The sequence below is a fragment of the Thalassospira sp. TSL5-1 genome (assembly GCF_001907695.1).
Lineage (GTDB): Bacteria > Pseudomonadota > Alphaproteobacteria > Rhodospirillales > Thalassospiraceae > Thalassospira.
This window is the reverse complement of record NZ_KV880637.1, coordinates 246,648-262,105: the sequence shown is the minus strand read 5'-3', so window position 1 is coordinate 262,105 and position 15,458 is coordinate 246,648. Positions and strand designations below refer to the sequence as shown.

Below are 15,458 nucleotides of genomic sequence, written 5' to 3'. Positions count from 1 at the left end.
CCGTTTTAGAACAGCTCGAAAATCTGGCCTGTTTGTAACCCTTCAACCGACTTGGCATAACCAAGAGCCGCCTTTGCCGCAGGCACCGGGTCATGCCCGCGAAAGAAGGGGCCATATCCCTCCATTGCCTCGGCAATCACACCGGGGCTGACCGCATTGATACGCAGCCCGGCAGGCATTTCAATTGCCGCCGCCCGCACAAATGCCTCGACCGCACCATTCACCATCGAGGCCGAACTGCCATAACGAATGGGGTCTTTGGTCAGAATACCGGTTGTCAGGGTAAAAGACGCCCGATCAGTCACATAATCCCGACCAATCAACACCAGGTTCACCTGCCCCATCAGTTTGTCATTAATGCCGATGCGGTATTTTTCATCATCCATTTCGGCAAAATCGCCAAAATGGACCTTGCCCGCCGTAGAAACCACCGCATCCAGCGCACCGACCTTTTCGTAAGCAGCGCGAATACTGGCCAGGTCGCAAATGTCGATCTGTACATCGCCACTGCTGCGCCCGGCAGTGATAATATCATGCCGTGCGCCCAGTTCGGCGGCAACGGCCTTGCCAATCGTGCCAGAGGCCCCAATCAGAAGAATTTTCATCACGTTATCTCCATTGCTTTTGGAAAAGGATGAAATGATCTTCTCACGGCAACATTGGATCGATAACATACCAATTATCAAACATTTTGTTTAACATGATAAACAATGAAACAGTATCTGACAGAAATGCACAGCTTTGCCACTGTGATCGAACAAGGCGGCTTTACTGCTGCGGCAAAGGTTTTGCGTGTTTCCAAGGGATTAATCAGCCAGCAGATATCGCGGCTGGAGGAAGCCCTGGGAACGAAGCTATTGTTTCGTTCCACCCGGCGGTTGGAATTGACAGAAACCGGCGCAGCTTTTCTGGTTTATTGCCAACGCCTGGGGGAGGCCGCCGATGCCGGTTTTGACGCGGTTGAAAGCCTGCGCAAAAGCCCGACGGGCATTGTGCGCATTACGGTGCCGGTATCGTTTGGCGAGATATTTTTAAACGACATCATCGCCCGTTTTCAGGCACAAAACCCTGGCATTATCATCGAACTGGAGCTGGAAAACCGCTATCGCGACCTGCGTGCCGACCCGGTTGATATGGCCATTCGTGCGGGCCTGCCCGACGACCCGGACCAAATCGCCATTCCATTAGGGCAGCTTTCCGAACTGGTATGCGCCAGCCCCGCCTATTGGCAAAACCACCCATCCGTCACCATGCCCGATGATTTGCGCCACCATAACTGCATCAACAATTTTCATTACTGCAAGGATCATCGCTGGCTGTTTTTTGGCAAGGATGGCCCGGTATCGGTGCTGGTGGACGGCAATTTGCGGCTTAATCATTACCCGCTGATCCGCAATGCCGTGTGCCAGGGGCTGGGTATTGCCCGCCTGCCGCGCTACATCGCCATGACCGAAATTGATGCAGGGCGCCTTGAAACGCGGCTGGATGAGTACACATCCCCGCGCAGCCCCATAAGCCTTGTTTACCCCTATCAGGGCGCACAACCGCTTAAAAACCGCTTATTCATCGATTTTATCCGCAACTGGTTCCACGGGCGGCCCCATTTGCTGGAAACAAATACAGGCTGATCTGGTTATCAGGATAATGTGCCAATCCGCGCCATCACATCATCAACGCTCACGCCTGTTTCGCGCATGGATTGCAGGGTTTCGGATTTATCGCGCTTGGCAAAGCGTTTGCCGTCCGGGCCGGTCAGCAGTTTGTGATGATGATATTCCGGCACGTCATAGCCCAGCAATTCCTGCAACAGGCGGTGCAGGTGGCTGGCGAAAAACAAATCCTCGCCGCGTGTGACCAGCGAAATGCCCTGCAAATGGTCGTCATGGGTGACGGAAACATGGTAGCTGGTCGGGGTATCCTTACGCGCCAGCACCACGTCACCAAAAATTTCCGGCACCGCAACCTGCCGCCCGGCATTGCGATCATGCCAATAAAGCCGTTTTCCCACCTGTTTTATCGCCTGCCCCATATCCAGCCGCAGGGCATAAGATTGGCCCGCCTCGATACGCTCCTGGCGTTCCATTGCACTTAAATGGCGGCACGTACCGGGGTAAAGCGCACCATCCGGCCCATGCGGGGCGTTGCCGATGCGCGCAATTTCCGCCTGGATTTCCTTGCGGGTGCAAAAGCACGGATAGAGCAGGCCCCGTTCACCTAAACGGTCCAGCACGGATTGATAATCGCTGAAATGGGCGGACTGAATGCGCACCGGCTGTTCCCAGTGTAAGCCCAGCCAGGCAAGATCATCGTATATGGCGGTGATAAATTCCGGGCGGCAGCGGGTCTGGTCAATATCCTCGATCCGCAACAAAAACCTTCCACCAGCACCGGCCTTTTGCGCGGCAAACAGCGCCGATGCAGCATGCCCCAAATGCAGATACCCCGTCGGACTGGGGGCAAAACGGGTGATATCACCCATGTTTGCCCCGCGCACCAAAAGAGAAATTACCAGCGGTCCTTGTCACCATGCCCCTTGTCCCTGGCCGTATCGGCCGCGACATGGCGCAGCGGCCGTTTGGGGCCACGTTTGGGTTTTTCATCAAACAGGTCCGAAAGTTCGCGCAGCATGGTGCCGCCCAGTTCTTCGGGGTCGTTGATTGTCACGGCATGTTGGTAATAACGGGTGACGTCATGACCAATCCCGATGGCCAGCAACTCAACTGGCGACCGGGTTTGAATCCAGTCAATCACTTCGCGCAAATGCCGTTCCAGATAATTGCCGGAATTGACCGACAGGGTGGAATCATCCACCGGTGCACCATCGGAAATCACCATCAGAATACGGCGCTGTTCATTACGCGCCAGCAAACGGTCATGGGCCCACAGCAATGCTTCGCCGTCGATATTTTCCTTGAGCAACCCTTCACGCAACATCAGGCCCAGGTTTTTGCGTGCACGACGCCAGGGCGTATCGGCAGCCTTGTAAATAATATGGCGCAAATCATTCAAACGGCCCGGTTTGGGCGGTTTGCCCGCATCCACCCAGGCTTCGCGCGATTGCCCGCCTTTCCATTGCCGAGTAGTAAAACCAAGGATTTCCACCTTCACCCCGCAGCGTTCCAGCGTGCGGGCCAAAATATCGGCCGACAAAGCGGCAATGGTAATCGGCCGTCCGCGCATGGAGCCGGAATTATCGATCAGCAACGTCACGACCGTATCGCGGAAATCGGTATCATGTTCGAGCTTGAAGGACAGCGGCGTTGACGGTGTTGCAACGATACGTGCCAGCTTGGCGGCATCGAGGATGCCTTCTTCAAGGTCAAAGTCCCAGCCACGGTTTTGCTGCGCCATCAGACGACGTTGCAAGCGGTTGGCAATGCGCGACACAACGCTTTGCAGGGCTGCCAACTGTTTATCAAGCATGGCGCGCAGGCGCGAAAGCTCCATGCTTTCGCACAATTCATCGGCAAAGACGGTTTCGTCATATTCGCGGGTAAACGGCTCATATCCGCGCTCAATCGGTTCATTGCGCCCGTCAAATTCCGGCTGTTCACCCGGCCCGGCAGGCTGTTCTTCCTGCGCCTGGGCGTCAAGCTGCTGGTCGTCAACATCACCCTCGCCCGATTCCGCATCGTCAGCGCCACTTTCCTGCTGCTGATCATCGCCATCGGGGTCGGTTTCGTCGCTATCGCCCTGCTCGCCACCCTGGCTTTCCTGTTCATTGTCCGGGGCGTCTTCACCATCCTGCTGATCCTGATCATCGCCTTCCTGTTCGGGCGGATCGTCCAGCAGGTCATCCTCCAGCGACAAATGATCCAGCAACCGGCGCATCCCGCGCGAAAAGGCTTCCTGATCATCCAGCAGCGACTGAAGCTCTGCCAAGTCGCCACCGGCCTTTTCCTCGATCTCGGAACGCCATAGATCGATCAGGTTACGGGCGGAATCCGGGGCCTTTTCGCCGGTAAACATTTCGCGGGCCAGCATGCCGATGGCATCGGCAAAGGGGGCATCCTCGCGGGCGGTCAAACGGTGAAAATTCTTGGCCTTGCATTCGGCATCCTCGTGCGCACGCAGATTTTTGCGCACACCGGGAAAATAACGCGACCCCAGTGCTTCATAACGGGCGGTTTCAAGGGCCTCGTAAACGGCCTGGGCTTCGGCACTTTCGGGCATGCGTTTTTGATGCAGGGCCGCATCATGATGACGCAGCTTCAACGCCCAGCCATCGGCCACGCCACGCAAATCGGCAACTTCATCCTTGGGCAGGGCCTGCTTGGGCATGGGCAGGCGCACATGTTCGCCATAGCCCCCAGGGCGCCCGCCTTTGACAAAGCCCACCTCCAGATCGTTACGACCCGCCAGCGCACGAAATGTCGCCGCCGTGCCGCGCAGAAATCCTGAAAGCGCCTCGTCGTTTTTCATCGCTTGCTGTCTCGTATCTATCCGGGTTTATGGTGCTGCAGGCCGGGTCATATTCAGCCTGCAGCAAACCTGTCATCTCAAAGGCGGCGCTGTTCTTAGCGCACCATCACATTGATGGCACTTTGCGGCAGTTCCTCGCCAAAGCAACGCTGGTAATATTCGGCCAAAATGGGCCGTTCAACCTCGTCACAACGGTTCAGGAAGGTCACGCGGAACGCATAGGCGACATCGTTAAAGATCTCGGCATTTTCCGCCAGCGTAATCACGGTACGCGGGCTCATCACGGTCGAAATGTCACCAGCCACAAAACCCTGACGGGTCAGGTTGGCAAGGGCCACCATCGCCTCGATCTTGCTGCGGCCTTCGGGCGTGTCAAAGCTGGGCACCTTGGCTGCAATGATATTGGTTTCATCAGCCACCGGCAAATAGTTCAGCGTTGCGACGATCGACCAGCGGTCCATCTGCGCCTGGTTGATCTGCTGGGTACCATGATAAAGCCCCGTGGTATCGCCAAGGCCCACCGTGTTTGACGTGGCAAACAGGCGAAAATGCGGATGCGGATGAATAACCTTGTTCTGATCCAGCAGGGTCAGCTTGCCGTCCACCTCAAGAACACGCTGAATCACAAACATGACATCCGGACGACCGGCATCATATTCGTCAAACACCATCGCCACCGGGCGTTTCAGGGCCCAGGGCAAAATGCCTTCGCGAAATTCGGTGATCTGTTTGCCATCACGCAGAACGATGGCATCCTTGCCGATCAGGTCAATACGGCTGATGTGGCTATCGAGGTTAACACGGACACAGGGCCAGTTCAGGCGGGCGGCGACCTGTTCAATATGGGTCGATTTACCCGTACCGTGATAGCCCTGAATCATCACACGGCGATTGTGGGCAAAGCCCGCCAGAATCGCCAATGTGGTATCGCGGTCAAATCGGTAAGTCGGATCACTGGCCGGGACATGTTCGCTGCTCTGGCTGAAAGCCGGCACCATCATGTCGCTATCAATACCGAATGCCTCACGCACGGAAATCTTGGTATCGGGTGCATCCAGCGGATGTTCTGCTGCACCACCACTCGCTTCGTAACCTTGGCTCATAAGTACTCGCGCATTTTAAAGACCGGCTCGCCCGGCCGAATGTGTCATCTTTCTCATTAATAACGATTAAGCCGCCGCGAACAAAGGAAAGTTACGGAATTTTTTGCCTTTGGCGTAAAAACCTGTATTTGCAGCAACTTTTACGGGCCTTACCGGCAACCGGCAAGACCCGCCCAAACAACACGGTATCGCCGAGTTCGCTAAATCGAAACCCGTGCCTCAAGATCACGGATATAAGTCATCAGGCTGGAATAGGCCGCACTGATGCTTTTAAACCGTTCTTCGGCCCGTTTGTCACCGCCATTGGCATCAGGATGGTATTTTTTCGACAGTTGCTTGTATTTGGATTTCAGCTCGTCCTTTGAAAACGGCCACCCCAGATCCAGCGTTGCCATCGCCTCCTGCTGTTCGCGCGGCATTCCCAGCGCCCCGGCCCGGCGTGCCGCATCCTCGGCATTGCGTTCCCGGCGGTTGGCATTGGGGTCACCCCCCGGGCCATGATGGGTTTGTTCGCCGTCTTCGTTAAAAAAACCAAAACCATCGGAGAACTTGAAATCAAATGGCTTTTTGGCCCCGCGAATATGCCCGAACTGCCATGTCGGCCGCTGCCAATGGGTATCACGGCGGACATGTTCTTCAATATCATCGGCTTTCATGCCGCTAAAATAGTCCCAGGATTTGTTGTATTGCCGAACATGTTCCAGACAGAACTGGTAATAGGTGCTCAGGCTGCGGTCTTTGGGGGCCCTAAATTCCCCATGCTCCGCACAACCGGGCCAATCGCACACAGGCAAATCGGGCTCGGTAAAATACAACGTCTTGCGTTTGTTTCGTTGCGCTCTGTTCATAGGGGTTTATATGTTCGGAACAATCAAAGGACGCAATATCATATGTGTCGATTGCGAACGATAAAAGGATTGAAAAAGCCTGACGGGTTTAAAAGACTGATGCAATGAACGCCAAGGTTTCTCGCCTGGTCTTTTCACACATGATCCTTTCAACAATTAGAGAATGTTACATGCAGGTTGCTCAACAAATTCGCGATATCATCACCGCACAGTTTACCCCCGAAAAACTCGAACTGATTGACGATTCCGCCAAGCATGCCGGGCATTCCGGGGCCGACCCGCGCGGCGAATCCCATTTTTCGCTTTTGATCGTTTCCAAAAGCTTTGAAGGCCAGAACCGGGTTAACCGCCAGCGACTGGTTTATGGCGCTTTGGATGATCTGCTGAAAAACCGGGTTCATGCCCTGGCCCTAAAAACCATGACCCCGGAAGAATGGGCCAACCGGCAAGGTTAAACGCGCAAGCACGACATGTGTCTGCGTCCCGGCAAATTGCAATGCCGCGGGCATTAAAAATTAAGACCATCAAGGGCAACACTCACGTCCAGCCCCACACTCAAGGCTGCCAGTACCTGCCCGCTACGCGGATCCGTGACCGGCATGGTGATTTGCGACAAAAACTTTGCTGTCGAGGCATCGTAGCGAATGTCGGTAATCTGTACTGCATCGGGTGACGGATTTTTGAAGATGGCGAATTTGGCTTCACGGGATTGATCATAATTGCTTGTCGGGCTGGACATACCCAAAATCAGCCCTTTGTGATCAAAAATAAACGCCTCGGCAATTTGAACATTTCGGTTGCGATAAACCCGTTGCAGATAGGCCGATAGCTCGTTTTGCAAAATTTCCGCTGCCAGCCGGGAAGCCGTGCCATGTGCTGTCGCCACTGTCCATTCATGATCAAGGGCTGCAATCTTTTGCGGGCTGGCCAGTTCGCCATAACGGGAATCATTGCGCGCCACCACATCTTGCAAGGCATTGATCAGGGCGGGGGCCCGCAACCATTTCCGGATGCGGTTTATGTCATTCCGGGTGATGTGTTCTATTTCTGCCGGATCAAGCGCCACTGATGCCGGGCCACAATCAGACAGGGCACGGTTGAGTTTGGGAATAATATCAGGATGGGCGCGAGTATAATCGCGGGAAAAATACATCACCAACGGCACATAACGGGCAAACCTTTCGGCAAACTGACTGGCATGCTCTGCCATGTTATCGCGGATATGGGGAAATGCCTGATGATCGATCAAAACAACATCCACCCGGTCAGCTGTTAACAAAGCCAAAAGCGACTTGCGCGACGGGGCTTGAATAACGTCAGAATAGCCCTGCTCCATCAGCCATTCGGCCTCGTTCGACCCCAAAACAACACCAATAGTGAGGTCACTGCCTGACCTGAGAAGGCGGCTGATCTGTTCCTGCCGGTGCTGATGATAGACCCATACCCATTTTTCCAGCACCAAAGGGGCCGTTGGTTCTGCATAAATCGACATGTTTTTTGACAGGCGAGACAGAAAAAAACCGTCCGCCTGCCCTTTGCGAACCTGATCAAGATTACGTTGGCGCGGTGCCAGCGTAATCTCATAATCCATGTCAATTTTATCAAAGGTACAATCAAGCAACCGGATCGTTGAACCCGTTAGAACCCCGTCTTCCACGTCCTGATAAGGGGGCTGAACACTGGTTTTTAGAACAAGATTTTTCCCGCGCACCTCTTGTGCCTTGGCACGATGACAGCCCGATACGGCAAAGACCACAATGCCCAGTATCATGATCAGCGTCATTCTGCCAAACCGGCAAGAAAAGCCATTGATACGAGTTTTAACCTTTTGCCGCCCTAAAACACCTCTGCCCATTTTTGCCCCCGCCTGGCACAACCCCCCGAAAACCTATCAAGATATCGGCGCAGGAAAGGGCAAAAACAACCCCTTTAGGGTAGGAAAATCCCCAAAAAGATAGCATCGCTGGAATCCAGGATTTAAGGCAGGAAAATAACCACTGGCAATATGTTGCAGCGTCTCATCAATCGTCTTGCGGCCCTGTATAACTATCCGGGGCAATACGTTTGACAGCGGCGCCATCGCTACGCCAACCGTGACAGCTATTGACCAGAGGGCTTTGCTTTTTGCGCGGCTTGGCTGTTCCCTGTTCTTCTTCATGACGCTGTTTTTCAGCAGCTTTGCGGGCACGGAAAGGAAAGATGGTTTGAAAGGCGGTTGTCGCGACCGGCCCCATCAATTCGGTCAGGTGGGTGCAGCCATATATACCGCCCACACGTTCGCGAATTTTCTGTCGAAGGCCGGGACCAATTTTAAGCCCCACCAGCTTGTCATAATTCGGGGCAATTTCGTTACAGGCCGCAAACGGGGCGTGATCCGTCACAGCTTCAGCAGCCTGAATAACCATGTGATCATCAAGCGTCAGTCGCAGCCACATTTGGTGAATAGGTTCACCGGCAGGAATTTCGCCACGGTCATGGTTTTCAAAACCATATGTTTTGACATCGGTAATATGCCCTTCAATATCCCACAAACCATCGGAACGCCGATAGCCGGTGCAAGTTACCTTTCGGGTGTGAATATGTTCACGCGGTGCGGGATCTGACAGGGGCATAACTCTCTCCTTTACGTAAACGTAAGGACAGAAAACACCCTCCTGTCAACCGGGAAACGCTGCAAGCACACAAACAGCGCAAAATAACAGCGCCCCCAATTAAGCTCGCCAGACCGATTGGCCCGATCAAACCTGCCCGGGGACGAATCGCGTTATCACAACGCGCGACAAAGCCTCCCGGTTATGGTTATAGGTCACCGCCGTCCCGGATGGCCTAAAACGGGCTTGCTAACAGTCAGGCAACGCCATAATCGGACCCGAAAATGAATTTCTCGCGGTCGCGCACCTCATCCTCCAGGCCTTGCTTGACCACATTAAACAAATCGCGGATCGACACCATCCCGACAACACGGTCGCCATCCACCACCGGCAGGTGACGATATCGATGCGCACTCATAAGCGTCAGCGCCTCGTGTGCATTGTCATCCGGGCGCAGCGTATCGGGATTAGCGGTCATCACATCAACCAACGGCGTTTTGGCGGGATCAAGCTTTTTGGCAACCACGCGATTAACCAGGTCACGCTCGGTAAAAATACCGGCAAGCCGGGCAGAATCATCAACCACAATCACGGCACCGATTTTTCGCTCACTCATCAATAACACCGCATCCATAACGGAATCGGCAGGGTTCAAAGTAGCAAGGGACTGTTCCTTCACGAGACCCGGTACGATTTTAGTATCCATTTTGTCTCTCTATCCAGTTTGCTGTTGCCGTTGAATGGCAATCAAAACGCACCCCTAGATAACCGGCACGCATGCCATCACCCTAAAATTTTAACCGATAAGTAGAATATTTACGACCATTTAACGCGATTTTCGTATTTTTCCCGTCAGGCATACACATACAAAGCACCCCGCAGCACGCTGCGGGGTGTCGGTTATCACGGACCTAACACAGGAACATTCACCCCTGAAAAACCGGGAATGATCACTCTTCTTCGTTAGCAGGCACACTGTCAGCCGGGCGCAGCTTCACCCGTGTGACCTGGTTGCGCACACGGCGCAGCACTTCAAATTCCAGCCCATGAAACCGGAATTGCTGCCCGACATCGGGGATACGCCGGGTTTCATACAGCAACAAGCCGGCAATGGTGGCTGCCTCTTCGTCGGGCAGGCGCCAGCCAAACCGGCGATTCAAATCGCGAATGGTGACATCGCCGCGCACAATGACCGAACCGTCAATCTGCGGCTGAACACCCACCACTTCGACATCGGTTTCATCGGCAATATCGCCAACAATTTCTTCCAGAATATCTTCCAGCGACACAACACCTTCAAAGGCACCATATTCGTCAACGACGATGGCAAAATGCTCGTGCCGTTCCTTGAAGGCCTTCAACTGGTCGGCCAAAGTGGTTGAATCGGGAATAAACCAGGGCTTGGCCGCCAATGCGCGAATGTCGGCGGCGTTTTCCGGCTTGTTCCCGCGCACGATGGTTTTAAGAACCTCGCGCGCATGCAAAACACCAACAATATTGTCCGGATCATTTTCATAAATCGGAATACGGGTATGCGGGCTTGCCAGCACGGTTTCGAGAATTTCATCAAGCGAGCGGGTAATATCAATCATCTGCACCTTGCGGCGGTGCACCATGATTTCCCAAACCCCCACATCATCCAGGTCCAGAATACCGTGCAGCATGGCACGTTCGGCCTGATGATCGCCAATCACCTCGTCATCGGCATGAAGCTCGATGGCACCGCGCAATTCGCGTTCGCTGTCCGTGCCCGGGCCATCGCCGCTGCCAAACAGGCGCATGGTCATCCGGACAATCACCTGGATCGTTTCTGTCACCGGGGCAAATAACGTAACCAGCACCTTCATTGGGCGTGCCACGCGCAAGGCCATGCTATCGGCATGTTTCAGCGCATAGGTCTTGGGCAGAATTTCCGCAAAAATCAGCACCAGTGCCGTCATCACGGCAGTCGCATAAACAACGCCGTTCGGGCCAAAAACCGCAATCATGACCGACGTTGCCATTGCGGACGCCAAAATATTAACCAGGTTATTTCCCAGCAGAATGGCACCAATCAGCCGTTCCTGATTTTCGCGCAAACGGTTGACCATCCCGGCACGGGCGTCCCCATCCTGCTCCTTGTGGTGCATGATGGAACGCGATGCCGCCGTCAGCGCCGTTTCCGACCCCGAAAAAAATGCCGACAACATCAGCAGGATAAAAATCACGACGATCGTGATTGTCATATGGTCCCCTCGTTCTCAGAACGGCGATTTTCGCCCAACAGGTTCAAATATCTTGGTTGTTAACATTTGCCACGGCCCGCCAAATTGGCAGGCCGCAGCCGGTTGCCCGCTTAATCCGCCCGGCAGGACCGGGAAATGGCAGCCCGCATCTTGCTGACATCCATTTCACGCGATGTAAATGCCTTGCCAATGCCGCGCGTCATGACAAAAGTGATCTGCCCGTCACGCACTTTTTTATCGCGCGACATATGGCTGATCAACCGGTCCACATCCCAGTGCACGCCCGAAATTTGCGACGCCCGCACCGGCAGGCCCACCGCCTGCAAATGGTTCATCAGGCGCGTGGTATCCTGCGCCGGGGCCATGCCCATTGCCGCACACACATCATGGGCAATCACCATGCCGATTGCCACCGCCTCGCCATGCAAAAGCCGCCCGTCATAACCAAGTTCGGCCTCAAAGGCATGGCCGAATGTGTGCCCCAGATTAAGCAGCGCACGCTTGCCGCTTTCGCGTTCATCCTGCGAAACAACCCGCGCCTTGGCCGCACAACTGCGATACACCGCCTGTTTGCGTTCCGCACCATCGCGCGTAATCACGGCTTCGGCATTGTTTTCCAGCCAGTCAAAAAAATCCGGCTCGTCAATCAGGCCGTATTTGGCAACTTCGGCATAGCCCGCCAGCATTTCGCGTTTGGGCAGGGTATCAAGAACCGCCGTATCGGCCAAAACCAGGCGCGGCTGATGAAATGCGCCGACAAGGTTTTTGCCCGATTTGGAATTGATGCCGGTTTTACCGCCCACCGAACTATCCACCTGGGAGAGCAGGGTTGTCGGAATTTGCACAAAATCCAGCCCACGCAGAAGCGACGCCGCGACATAGCCGCCCAAATCACCAATCACACCGCCGCCCAAGGCGATGATCAGGGTGGAACGTTCGATGCCAAAAGCAAGGATTTGTTCGATCACGCTTTCAAAACTGGCAAAGCTTTTGGAGGCCTCACCCGCCGGGACAACTACGCTGCGATGGGGAATACCCGCCGCCTCCAGCGATGCCTGCACAGTCGGCAAATGAAGCTTTTCAACGCTACTGTCCGTCAGGATGACAACACCTGCTGCGCGGGCAAAAGGCGCAACATATTTGCCGGTATCGGGCAAAAGACCACTGCCGATCACGATATCGTAACTGCGATCGCCCAATTCGACGCGAAGTGTTTCTGCACTGTTCAAGATTTCAACTTCCCATTTTCGTCAAAGGCATTTGCCAGGGCGGCCAGCACCCCGTCGCGGGTGTCTTCCTTGGAAGCATCGCCGCAATCAAATGTCACATCGGCACCGGCATAAACCGGGTATCGTGTTTCAATCAGATCGGCCAAAATCTGGCGCGGGTTGCCGCTATTGAGCAACGGGCGATGCGGACGCCCGGCGGTACGGTGTACCAGCACATCCAGATCGGCACGCAGCCAGACTGATACACCCTTTTCCAAAATCAGTTTGCGGGTCTGTTCACGAATAAAGGCACCACCCCCGGTTGCCAGAACAACCTGGTCGCCTTCCAGCAAGCGCGCGATGACGCGTTCTTCACCATCGCGAAAGGCATCTTCGCCATAAAGCCGGAAAATATCGGCAATCGAGCAGCCAGCCGCTTCCTCGATTTCGCGATCGGCATCAATGAAGGGCAAATCCAGCGTTTTGGCGACCATGCGCCCGATGCAGCTTTTACCTGCCCCCATCAGGCCGACAAAAACCAGCGACCGGTTCTTCAAACCGGCAGTGATATGTGCGGCAATATCCGTGTGCAAACCCGACTCGTCATTGTTACGATCCATGACCGGTTTGCATTCCTGTTTTATCATGTTCATACGGTCCCTTGACCGCCTGATACAAAGTGACACTGTTACACAATTCTTTAGGGCACGGTTGCGCGGAACGCAAGCAAACCGCACGGCGAATTTACAAACAGTGTGTCGAACATCATTCTGGCCGCAAAAATGACATACAATTATTAACGTTCTGCACCCTAGACTGATTTGGTCCTGCCGAATTAGGATGTAAGCAGATTTTATCAAAGTGGCTGATTTCTCGGTCAGAACACCCAAACCAAAGCTTGAGAGCCCATGAAAATTCTATCCCGGATCATTCTGTTTCTGATTATTGCGGTCATTGCGGGCGGCGCCATATTCCTTGTGACCTGGGACATACCGGCACCAACATCGCAAATCGAACAACCCATCCCTGATTCGAGGTTCAATTAAAATGCGTTCAGGCACCACCAGGGCCTGCCTTGTCGCCTGCCTGACCGGGCTGGGCACATTGATGCAGGTTATCCCCGCCGGGGCACAACAAGCCCCCGTTCCCCTGTTTTTGCAAAACCGCAATACCGACAGTTCCACCGCAACGGATGGAAATGCCAATAGCGGCACGGCAACAAACCGGCAAGGATTGGGCGGTGGAAGCCAGGATGGTGCCGGATCGCAAACCACTCCGCAGGGACCAAACGGCGTATTTGGCTGGGGTGCGGGTGCTGGTGCGAGCACAGGCAACACCTACCCCACCGATCCTGATGCCGTTCAAACCCTGCAACTGAACGCGGTTGATGCCGAATCTGTCGGCATACTGGACCGCAATTCGGGCGGGCTTGGCGTGGATATGTGGACAGGCACCTCACGCGAGATGGCGGCCCGCCTGGTCGATGCCCTGCCCGACAATCCTGGCAGCCGCGCGATGCGCAACCTTGAGCGCCGCCTGCTTCTCAGCATTGCGGCAGCGCCAGAAGACCACAAGGATATCAGCCTGCTGGCCCACCGCGTTGCCAAACTACAGGCGATTGGTGCCTATGGCGATGTTGCCAGGCTGATTAACGCATCCGCCCATGACAAACTATCGGCTGATCTGGCCGAAGCCCAGGTAAATGCCCTTCTGGTGACAGGATTGCTTGACGATGCCTGTGCTGCCATCGAAAGTTTTGGCAACCAGTTTGATACGCCATTCTGGCTCAAGGCGGCAGCCTATTGCCAATTGCGGGCAAAAAACACCACATCGGCAACCTTTACCACCGATCTGGTCCGCGAAGTTGAAGGCGAAAAAGACAGGCTTTTCTTTGCCCTGAACAGGGCCATTCGTACAGGCGGCAATGTCTCGCCGGACCTTTTGGTCAATTTGCGCCCGCTTGATGTTGCCATGCTGGAACTGACAAAACAGGGCCTACCGGCAGGCAAATTGCAAAATGCCGATGCCCCGACGCTGATTGCCTTTGTCAAAAGTGCCAATACGGCAACCGCGTTGAAGCTCGAAGCGGCCCGCCTTGCCGAACAGCGCGGCTTTATCACCACCGACGAACTTGCCAGCACCTATATGTCGGTGACATTTACCTCGGCTGAACTGGCAAATGTCCTTGATGATGCCAGCGAGGATTCGCCCGCCCGCGAATATGCAAAACTGTATCAGGCGGCGGCAAAATCCGATGTTCCGGCTGTACGGGCGGAAATTCTGGCGCACATGTATGACAATGGCCGCAACAATGGCGATTATGGGCAAATCGCCCGCCTGTGTGCCTCCCTTCTTGAAAATATTCCCATCAATAACGACTTTGCCTGGTTTGCTACCGATGCTTTGGCAGCTGCCATTTACAGCAATGACCTGGAACGTGCCGGCGGGTGGCTGGCACAGGCAAAGGCATCGGCCAATGACAGCAACTCCATTGAAAGCCGGCTGATTGTTCTTTACCCGGCACTTGTGCTTGCCGGGCTGGAAGATACCGGGACCACTGCCGGGCAGGCACCAGGTGCAATATCTGGCCTGGGCGGGGCAAATTCCGCCACCGGGCAGGCCCCCGCCACATCGCAGGCCCAGGCCCACCACCGCGCCCGGATGGATGAATGGGCCGAACTGCAAAATGCCCGCAACGACCAAAACGAAGCGCGTAACGATGCCGCAATGGTCTATAGCCTGTTTACCGCCTTTGGCATCGAGGTACCGGAAAAATTCTGGGACAGCCTGCTGACCCAGCCCTATGTCGTTTCCAATGCCGTGCCCAATGCGGCCGTTGTTCATAAATTGATCCAGGCCGCAGCAACCGGGCAGCGGGCAATGGCGGCCAGTCTTGTCATTATCAGCAATGGCACCCTGGACCCCGATATGCGCAACGCGGTTGCATTGGGGCAGTCGGTGGCGGCCTTGCGCGCTGTCAATCTTGAAAGCGATGCCCGGCGCATTGCCATTGAAACCATTTTGGAATCCGGCTTGTAACCGGACCAGCGGCAAGGGGACA

The 15,458-nt window shown here is 54.8% G+C and carries 14 protein-coding genes; 3 read left to right on the top strand and 11 right to left on the bottom strand.

Going from position 1 to position 15,458, the window contains the following annotated elements:
- Positions 1 to 5 precede the first annotated feature (5 nt).
- A complete protein-coding gene (locus tag LF95_RS01235) occupies positions 6 to 605 on the bottom strand; it encodes a short chain dehydrogenase (RefSeq protein ID WP_073953317.1) in 600 nt (199 codons plus the stop codon).
- 105 nt (positions 606 to 710) lie between these two features.
- Between LF95_RS01235 and LF95_RS01230 the strand changes: the two genes are divergently transcribed.
- Positions 711 to 1,628, top strand: a complete 918-nt coding sequence (locus tag LF95_RS01230) for a LysR family transcriptional regulator (protein WP_073953316.1) — start codon at positions 711 to 713, stop codon at positions 1,626 to 1,628.
- Positions 1,629 to 1,636: 8 nt separating this feature from the next.
- On the opposite strand, the gene gluQRS is transcribed toward LF95_RS01230, so the two are convergent.
- From gluQRS to LF95_RS01210, 4 genes are all read right to left on the bottom strand, one after another.
- Positions 1,637 to 2,479, bottom strand: coding sequence for a tRNA glutamyl-Q(34) synthetase GluQRS (gene gluQRS / locus LF95_RS01225; protein WP_073954749.1), 843 nt, complete (start codon positions 2,477 to 2,479; stop codon positions 1,637 to 1,639).
- A 26-nt stretch (positions 2,480 to 2,505) separates the two neighbouring features.
- A complete protein-coding gene (gene cobT, locus LF95_RS01220) occupies positions 2,506 to 4,422 on the bottom strand; it encodes a cobaltochelatase subunit CobT (protein WP_073953315.1) in 1,917 nt (638 codons plus the stop codon).
- A gap of 95 nt (positions 4,423 to 4,517) precedes the next feature.
- A complete protein-coding gene (gene cobS / locus LF95_RS01215; protein ID WP_073953314.1) occupies positions 4,518 to 5,525 on the bottom strand; it encodes a cobaltochelatase subunit CobS in 1,008 nt (335 codons plus the stop codon).
- Between the two features lie 200 nt (positions 5,526 to 5,725).
- Positions 5,726 to 6,313 carry a J domain-containing protein gene (locus tag LF95_RS01210; RefSeq protein WP_252509617.1) on the bottom strand — a complete coding sequence of 196 codons (588 nt, stop codon included), beginning with the start codon at positions 6,311 to 6,313 and terminating at the stop codon, positions 5,726 to 5,728.
- A 230-nt stretch (positions 6,314 to 6,543) separates the two neighbouring features.
- Here LF95_RS01210 and LF95_RS01205 point away from each other — a divergent pair, with 230 nt between their 5' ends.
- Positions 6,544 to 6,828 (top strand): BolA family protein, encoded by a 285-nt coding sequence (locus LF95_RS01205; protein WP_073954748.1) that lies wholly within the window; start codon positions 6,544 to 6,546, stop codon positions 6,826 to 6,828.
- Between the two features lie 53 nt (positions 6,829 to 6,881).
- Here the strand turns inward: LF95_RS01205 and LF95_RS01200 are convergent, their stop codons facing one another.
- The 6 genes from LF95_RS01200 to LF95_RS01175 all read right to left on the bottom strand — a co-directional run bounded on the left by LF95_RS01200 (position 6,882) and on the right by LF95_RS01175 (position 13,050).
- On the bottom strand, positions 6,882 to 8,156 hold the full coding sequence (locus LF95_RS01200; RefSeq protein ID WP_073953312.1) for a transporter substrate-binding domain-containing protein: 1,275 nt from the start codon (positions 8,154 to 8,156) through the stop codon (positions 6,882 to 6,884).
- A 238-nt stretch (positions 8,157 to 8,394) separates the two neighbouring features.
- Entirely contained in the window at positions 8,395 to 8,985 is a 591-nt protein-coding gene (locus LF95_RS01195) for a DUF2889 domain-containing protein (protein ID WP_073953311.1), read from the bottom strand.
- A gap of 235 nt (positions 8,986 to 9,220) precedes the next feature.
- Positions 9,221 to 9,670 (bottom strand): CBS domain-containing protein, encoded by a 450-nt coding sequence (locus LF95_RS01190; RefSeq protein ID WP_073953310.1) that lies wholly within the window; start codon positions 9,668 to 9,670, stop codon positions 9,221 to 9,223.
- A 244-nt stretch (positions 9,671 to 9,914) separates the two neighbouring features.
- Positions 9,915 to 11,189 carry an HlyC/CorC family transporter gene (locus LF95_RS01185; protein ID WP_073953309.1) on the bottom strand — a complete coding sequence of 425 codons (1,275 nt, stop codon included), beginning with the start codon at positions 11,187 to 11,189 and terminating at the stop codon, positions 9,915 to 9,917.
- 110 nt (positions 11,190 to 11,299) lie between these two features.
- On the bottom strand, positions 11,300 to 12,421 hold the full coding sequence (aroB, locus tag LF95_RS01180; protein ID WP_073953308.1) for a 3-dehydroquinate synthase: 1,122 nt from the start codon (positions 12,419 to 12,421) through the stop codon (positions 11,300 to 11,302).
- A complete protein-coding gene (locus tag LF95_RS01175; RefSeq protein ID WP_252509616.1) occupies positions 12,415 to 13,050 on the bottom strand; it encodes a shikimate kinase in 636 nt (211 codons plus the stop codon). The genes aroB and LF95_RS01175 overlap by 7 nt, the downstream gene beginning before the upstream one ends.
- 394 nt (positions 13,051 to 13,444) lie before the next feature.
- Between LF95_RS01175 and LF95_RS01170 the strand changes: the two genes are divergently transcribed.
- Entirely contained in the window at positions 13,445 to 15,436 is a 1,992-nt protein-coding gene (locus LF95_RS01170; protein WP_083607449.1) for a hypothetical protein, read from the top strand.
- Positions 15,437 to 15,458 lie beyond the last annotated feature (22 nt).

Coding starts and splice junctions, on each gene's coding strand:
- LF95_RS01235 (WP_073953317.1), bottom strand. CDS start 605: ATGAAAATTCTTCTGATTGGGGCCTCTGGCACGATTGGCAAGGCCGTT.
- LF95_RS01230 (WP_073953316.1), top strand. CDS start 711: ATGAAACAGTATCTGACAGAAATGCACAGCTTTGCCACTGTGATCGAA.
- gluQRS (WP_073954749.1), bottom strand. CDS start 2,479: ATGGGTGATATCACCCGTTTTGCCCCCAGTCCGACGGGGTATCTGCAT.
- cobT (WP_073953315.1), bottom strand. CDS start 4,422: ATGAAAAACGACGAGGCGCTTTCAGGATTTCTGCGCGGCACGGCGGCG.
- cobS (WP_073953314.1), bottom strand. CDS start 5,525: ATGAGCCAAGGTTACGAAGCGAGTGGTGGTGCAGCAGAACATCCGCTG.
- LF95_RS01205 (WP_073954748.1), top strand. CDS start 6,544: ATGCAGGTTGCTCAACAAATTCGCGATATCATCACCGCACAGTTTACC.
- LF95_RS01200 (WP_073953312.1), bottom strand. CDS start 8,156: ATGACGCTGATCATGATACTGGGCATTGTGGTCTTTGCCGTATCGGGC.
- LF95_RS01195 (WP_073953311.1), bottom strand. CDS start 8,985: ATGCCCCTGTCAGATCCCGCACCGCGTGAACATATTCACACCCGAAAG.
- LF95_RS01190 (WP_073953310.1), bottom strand. CDS start 9,670: ATGGATACTAAAATCGTACCGGGTCTCGTGAAGGAACAGTCCCTTGCT.
- LF95_RS01185 (WP_073953309.1), bottom strand. CDS start 11,189: ATGACAATCACGATCGTCGTGATTTTTATCCTGCTGATGTTGTCGGCA.
- LF95_RS01175 (WP_252509616.1), bottom strand. CDS start 13,050: ATGAACATGATAAAACAGGAATGCAAACCGGTCATGGATCGTAACAAT.
- LF95_RS01170 (WP_083607449.1), top strand. CDS start 13,445: ATGCGTTCAGGCACCACCAGGGCCTGCCTTGTCGCCTGCCTGACCGGG.